The sequence below is a fragment of the Mycobacterium celatum genome, assembly GCF_002101595.1.
GTDB lineage: Bacteria > Actinomycetota > Actinomycetes > Mycobacteriales > Mycobacteriaceae > Mycobacterium > Mycobacterium celatum.
Genome location: NZ_LQOM01000045.1, coordinates 1 through 4,015 on the forward strand (window position 1 = coordinate 1; position 4,015 = coordinate 4,015).

Annotated in this window: 5 protein-coding genes and 1 pseudogene; 2 read left to right on the forward strand and 4 right to left on the reverse strand. The window is 70.7% G+C overall.

Annotated features, from left to right (window positions below):
• Positions 1–74 precede the first annotated feature (74 nt).
• Positions 75–836, reverse strand: a complete 762-nt coding sequence (locus AWB95_RS19180; protein ID WP_062541873.1) for a CPBP family intramembrane glutamic endopeptidase — start codon at positions 834–836, stop codon at positions 75–77.
• A gap of 30 nt (positions 837–866) precedes the next feature.
• Complete coding sequence (locus AWB95_RS19185) at positions 867–1,646, reverse strand: DUF2470 domain-containing protein (RefSeq protein WP_085168521.1); 780 nt, start codon at positions 1,644–1,646, stop codon at positions 867–869.
• An 86-nt stretch (positions 1,647–1,732) separates the two neighbouring features.
• On the opposite strand from AWB95_RS19185, the gene pheA reads away from it, so the two are divergent.
• Positions 1,733–2,656 (forward strand): prephenate dehydratase, encoded by a 924-nt coding sequence (gene pheA, locus AWB95_RS19190; protein WP_085168522.1) that lies wholly within the window; start codon positions 1,733–1,735, stop codon positions 2,654–2,656.
• On the forward strand, positions 2,653–3,342 hold the full coding sequence (locus AWB95_RS19195; RefSeq protein WP_062541689.1) for a histidine phosphatase family protein: 690 nt from the start codon (positions 2,653–2,655) through the stop codon (positions 3,340–3,342). The genes pheA and AWB95_RS19195 overlap by 4 nt, the downstream gene beginning before the upstream one ends.
• A gap of 3 nt (positions 3,343–3,345) precedes the next feature.
• Here the strand turns inward: AWB95_RS19195 and AWB95_RS19200 are convergent, their stop codons facing one another.
• Positions 3,346–3,537, reverse strand: a complete 192-nt coding sequence (locus AWB95_RS19200; RefSeq protein WP_062541690.1) for a hypothetical protein — start codon at positions 3,535–3,537, stop codon at positions 3,346–3,348.
• A pseudogene (locus tag AWB95_RS19205) lies at positions 3,537–3,936 on the reverse strand (metallopeptidase family protein); the annotation flags it as partial. The pseudogene AWB95_RS19205 and the gene AWB95_RS19200, both read right to left, overlap by 1 nt.
• Between the last annotated feature and the right edge of the window lie 79 nt (positions 3,937–4,015).

The window sequence follows — 4,015 nt, forward strand, 5'->3', positions numbered from 1 at the left end:
GGGAGGTGGCGGGTGATAGCGGGCGTCGCGGCGCAGAATCGGCGGCGGCTCGCGTGGCGGGCGGGCGGGCGTCATCAGTGCAACCACCCGAGGTGACCGCGCAGAAGGGCATAGCCGACGAACGCCACGCTGTCGATCAGACCGTGTGCGATCACCAGCGGCCACAACCGGCCGCTGCGCTGCCAGACATAGCCGAACACCAGCCCCATGGCCAGGTTGCCCAGCCCTGCGCCGAAGCCCTGGTAGAGGTGGTAGGCGCCCCGCAGCAGGCTGGAGTACAGCACGGCCGCACCGGCGGATACGTCCAGCTGGCGCAGCCGGGTGATCAGGTAGCCGACGACAATGACCTCTTCGGCCCAGCCGTTTGCGAACGCGGCGGCCACCAGCATCGGGATCCGCCACCAGGTGTCGCTCAGACTCGACGGGATCACCGAGGCGTTGAGGCCCAGCATCCGCGCCGCCACGTAGAGCCCCAGCCCGGGCAGCCCTATCAACGCGGCCAGGCCGACGCCGCCGCCCAGGTCGGCGCGCCAGGAAAAGCGCCCCAACCCGATCGCTGCCGGGCGTAGACCGCTGCGCCACAACAGGTACAGCCCGAGCCCGCCCCACGCGATCAGCTGCGCGACAACCGCCGCGTTCAATCCGAGGTCGACCAGGTCGAAGTAGGACCGCCGCGGGTTGAGCGGAATCCGCTGGGCGCTCAGATTGCGCAGCACCGCGTCGGTGAGTTGCAGGATCGCGGTGACGGCGCTGACGCCGAAGGTGACGCCCAGGACGACGACGACCTCGATGCGTAGCGCGCGTCGATGCACCAACTGGTCCCCGGGCGCGGTCACCTCGACACGGTAACCGGACCGCGGCGACGTCTAGTCCCGGCGCGCTCGCAGGCCGTTTACGAACGGGCAACCCATCAGCACCCGGATGGCCTGGCTGAGGCCTACCACGTCGTCGACCGGCTTACGGAAGGGCAGCCGCACGTCGCGGTCGCCGTCGGCGCTTTCGATGCGCAGCCGCACGCCGTAGCGGTCGATGCCCAGCGGGCGGACGTCCCCGCGCCGCAGCGGGGCCGGCAGCCGGGAGGCCAGCCGGGCGACGACATCGCGATGCGCGCTGTCGAGGTGGCGAATCCAGCAGGACTCGAGCGCGCAGAACGGGTCCGGCTGGGCGGCCAGCAGGGCCGTGACGCCGACGGACTCGGCGCCGGTGGAGTCGGTCACCACCACCGACTCGATCTCCAGCCGCAGCAGCGCGTAGCGGGGGTCGTCGTCGGCGGGAGGGCTCGACGCGGCCGTGTGGACTTGCAGCAGCGCGGGATTCGGGTCCTCGGTGGCGATCAGGTCGAGCATGGCGGGCACCGCCGCCGCCGGCACCTGCTGGAGTCGCCCGCGGATCCACACCAGCGAGCGCACCGGCTCGCGCAGCGGCAGCGGCGCGTAGTCGGCCAGCTCCAGGACGGCCTGCGCGCTGGAGGGCGCTGCCGCGTCGAGCGGGGCCGCGACGGCGAACGACCCGTCGCTCAGCAGGTGGTGCAGCGGGGTGGTGACCGGCTCGGCGCCCTCGATCGCCAGCAGCGCGCCGTTGGCCCGGATGCAGGTGCTGCGGATCCGCTCAGCGGTCGTCGGCGCGGCGCAGGGGGCGAGGGTCATCGAGCACCTTTCGTTAGTGAGGTAAGCCTAACTTAACTAGATCGCGGCGGACGGCGCAAGGCTCTGCACCCGATAGGGTTTTGGTCGTGGCTCGCATCGCGTATCTCGGTCCCGAAGGGACGTTCACCGAGGCGGCGCTGTTGCGGATGACCGATGCCGGCATGGTTCCCCAGTGCGGCAAGGACGCCGTGCGGCCGATCCCGACCGAGAGCACGCCGGCGGCTCTGGATGCCGTGCGGGGCGGCGAGGCCGACTACGCCTGCGTGCCGATCGAGAACTCGATCGACGGGTCGGTAATGCCGACACTGGACAGTCTGGCGATGGGATCGCCACTGCAGGTGTTCGCCGAGATTACGTTGGACGTGGCGTTTTCCATCGTGGTCAAACCGGGCCGCGGCGCCGACGAGGTGCGCACCCTGGCCGCCTTCCCCGTCGCGGCCGCGCAGGTGCGGCGGTGGGTCGCCGCGCATCTGCCGGGCGTCGAGCTGCGACCGGCGAACTCCAACGCCGATGCCGCGCAACAAGTCGTGGACGGCGTGGTGGACGCCGCGGTGAGCTCACCGCTGGCGGCGGCCTACCGCGGGTTGGCCACACTGGCCGACGGTGTCGTCGACGAACCCAACGCCCGCACCCGCTTCGTGCTGGCGGGCCCGCCGGGTCCGCCGCCGGCCCGCACCGGCGCCGATCGCACGTCGGTGATCTTGCGGATCGACAATGCGCCGGGGGCGCTGGTGACCGCGCTGTCCGAAGTCGGGATCCGCGACATCGACCTCACCCGCATCGAATCACGGCCCACCCGAACGGAGTTGGGCACCTACGTGTTTTTCCTGGACTGGGTCGGGCACATCGACGACGACGCGATCGCCGAGGCACTCAAGGCGCTTTACCGTCGTTGTGCGGATGTGCGCTACTTGGGTTCCTGGCCGACAGGGGTGGCCGCCGGCGTGCCGCCGCCGCAGTTGGACGACGCCTCGCGCTGGCTGGCGCGGTTGCGGGAGCCGGGGCAATGAGCGGTCGGCTGGTGTTGGTGCGGCACGGTCAGTCCTACGGCAACGTCGACCGCCGCCTGGACACCCGCCCACCCGGCACCGAGTTGACGCCGCTGGGCCACGATCAGGCCCGGGCGTTCGCCCGCAACGGTCTGCGCCGGCCGGGGCTGCTGCTGCATTCGGTGGCCGTGCGGGCAGCGCAGACGGCCGCCGAGATCAGCACCGAGGTCAACGTGCCGGCCCGCGAAGTCGGCGGCATCCACGAAGTTCAGGTCGGCGAGCTGGAAAACCGCAGCGACGACGACGCCGTCGCCGAATTCAACGCTATCTACGAGCGCTGGCATAAGGGCGAGCGCGACGTGCCGCTGCCCGGCGGGGAGAGCGCCGAGCAGGTGCTGGACCGCTACGTGCCGGTGCTGACCGATCTGCGGATGCGCTATCTGGACGACGACGACTGGACCAGTGACATCGTCGTGGTCAGCCACGGCGCCGCAATTCGGCTGACCGCGGCTGTGCTGGCCGGCGTCGACGGCAGCTTCGTACTCGACCACCACCTGGGCAACGCCGAGGCCGTGGTGTTGACGCCGATCACCGACGGGCGCTGGAGCTGTGTGCAGTGGGGCGCGCTGACGCCGCCGTTCTACCCCGAGCCGGGCGCGACGCCCGTCGCCGACGCGGTCGAGTCCGGCACCGATCCGATGGGTTGAGCCTCAGACTGCGAGTGCCGCAGCCTCGGCGCATCCGCAGCCGACCGCGTCGCAGTCCACGACGAAGACGTGCGGCAGTATCTCCGGGCTGGTGCAGCCGTCCTCGGTGCACTCCGACCGGCGCAGCGAATGACGAATGACGGTGCCGTGGCAGTGATCCAAGCCTGCCCGGCAGTCGCGGCAGCTGGTGTCCATGGGCCGTTCTTAGCACTCGGCGCCGACAGATCGGCGATGCCGCGCCCGTTAAGCCCAGCCCAGTTCGTGCAGCCGCTCGTCGTCGATGCCGAAATGATGGGCGACCTCGTGGATCACGGTGATCTTCACCTCGTCAACGACCTCCTCGTCGGAGTTGCAGATGTCCAACAGCGCGTCGCGGTAGATCGTGATGGTGTCCGGCAGCGACCCGGCGTAGTTGGAGTCCCGCTCGGTCAGCGCGACACCTTCGTACAGTCCGAGCAGATCGGCGTCCTCGGGATGGCGGTCGGAGACCAGCACGACGACGTTGTCCATCACCGCGGCCAGCTCGGGCGGAATGAGGTCCAGCGCGTCGGAGACCAGCTCGTCGAACCGCTGCGGATCCATCCGCACGGCCATCCGGCTAGCCCGCTGGCGCAGGTGGCGGTGGCGGTGGAGCCGGGGCTTCGGGCGGCGGGCTAGCCGGATGGCCGTGCGG